This window comes from Fibrobacter sp., from assembly GCA_024399065.1.
Lineage (GTDB): Bacteria > Fibrobacterota > Fibrobacteria > Fibrobacterales > Fibrobacteraceae > Fibrobacter.
In genome coordinates this window covers 1-1,792 of sequence record JAKSIB010000087.1, presented here as the reverse complement: position 1 = coordinate 1,792, position 1,792 = coordinate 1, and the positions used below count along the sequence as shown (strand labels likewise).

Annotated in this window: 3 protein-coding genes; all 3 read left to right on the top strand. The window is 52.4% G+C overall.

Annotated features, from left to right (window positions below):
- Window positions 1–1,220 (top strand): Asp-tRNA(Asn)/Glu-tRNA(Gln) amidotransferase subunit GatB (gene gatB / locus MJZ25_16550; GenBank protein ID MCQ2125778.1); only part of this gene is annotated, 1,220 nt, incomplete at its 5' end.
- Between the two features lie 10 nt (window positions 1,221–1,230).
- A complete protein-coding gene (locus MJZ25_16545; protein MCQ2125777.1) occupies window positions 1,231–1,557 on the top strand; it encodes a hypothetical protein in 327 nt (108 codons plus the stop codon).
- Between the two features lie 66 nt (window positions 1,558–1,623).
- On the top strand, window positions 1,624–1,792 hold a 169-nt coding region (locus MJZ25_16540; GenBank protein ID MCQ2125776.1), incomplete at its 3' end, for an IMP cyclohydrolase.

The following is a 1,792-nucleotide window of genomic DNA, read 5'->3' as shown; positions in this document are numbered from 1 at the left end:
GTAAGAACTATTTCTACCCGGACCTTCCCAAGGGTTATCAGATTACCCAGACTGGTGGTCTTCCGGTGTACGACCATCCGATCTGCAAGAACGGTTGGCTTGAAATTATCAAGGCTGACGGCACCAAGAAGCGCGTGGGCATCACCCGTATCCATATGGAAGAAGACGCTGGTAAGCTCATCCATGACATGAGCCCCACCGATTCTCACTTCGACGCAAACCGCTGCGGTACTCCGCTTTGTGAAATCGTGACTGAACCGGACATCCGTAGCCCGGAAGAAGCAGTGCTCGTTCTCAAGAAGATCAAGCAGACTCTGGAATACACCCGCGTTTCCAATGCAAACATGGAAAACGGCAACATGCGCTGCGACGGTAACATCTCTCTCCGCGCTTCCGAAGACGCACCTTTCGGCACCCGTGCAGAAATCAAGAACTTGAACAGCTTCACTAACCTTGAAAAGGCTCTGAACGCCGAATACTACTTGCAGTCCGCAACGCTCGACGCAGGCAAGGAAGTGGAACAGTGCACCAAGCGTTACGACCCCAATGCTGACAAGACTATCGTCATCCGCTCCAAGGAAGACGCTCACGACTATAAGTACTTCCCGGAACCGGATATGGTCCGTCTCGTCACCGATCCTGCCTTCGTGGAAGAAATCCGTCGCACCCTTCCGGAACTGCCGGATGCACGTCGCGCACGCTTCATGAACGACCTGGGCGTGTCCGAATACGACGCACAGGTGCTGACCGACGACCGTGACATCAGCGACTGGTTCGACACCGCTTCCAAGAACTGCAAGAACGGCAAGGTTCTCGCCAACTGGGTCATTACTGAACTCCTCGCCAAGATGAAGGATCTGGAAGGTGGCCTCGCTGACCTGAAGATCAAGCCGGAACAGCTCTGCGCCCTGGTGAACCTCATCGAAGACAAGACCATCAACGGTAAGATTGCAAAGACCGTTTTCGCCGACATGTTCGAAACCGGTAAGGATCCTGCAGACATCGTTAAGGAAAAGGGTCTGGTCCAGGTGGCAGACACTGGCGCTATCGAAGCAATCGTTCGCGAAGTCTGCGCAGCCAACGCTGCCCAGTTCGCAGAATTCAAGGCCGGCAAGGTGGCTCTGAAGGGCTTCCTGGTGGGTATGACCATGCGCAAGTCTGGCGGTAAGGCTAACCCGGGCATGGTGAACGAAATTCTCGACAAGCTGGCTCAGGAATAATTCAGGCTAGATGAGCCGCGCTCTCGGCATTCTCCTTTTTGTAATCGCTTGCGTCGTACTGACGCCGGCGGTTTCATCTGCCGCAGAAGTCGCAAACAAGTGTGATTCCCTTAGGGTCAGTACGCTGAACATGTCCGAAGAGGAAATCGCGGAAATTTGTGGTATTGATTCTACGAAGCTTGCCGAAGGTCCGACTTTGCAGGAACTGAACGAAGAGAATCCGAGCTACATCAAGCGCGAATACGATCATAAACAGCAGGTGGTTGTTGGAAGTGTCATTATGTTCTGTGTTGCCTTGGCAATGATCTTGATGAACAACTACAACCCGAAACGATAAATCGCTCGCATGTCATTCTGAGCGAAGCGAAGAATCCAGAAAAGATTTTTTCAGTGAGGTAAAAACATGTCTTATACAGATGAAGCAAAAAACAACTTTAAGGAACTTTCCAAGAACCCGTATCCTGGTCGCGGCATCGTCCTCGGCACCAGTCCGGATGGCAAGTCCTTTGTTCAGGTTTACTGGATCATGGGCCGCAGCGTCAACAGCCGCAACCGCGTGTTCGAAATGGAAG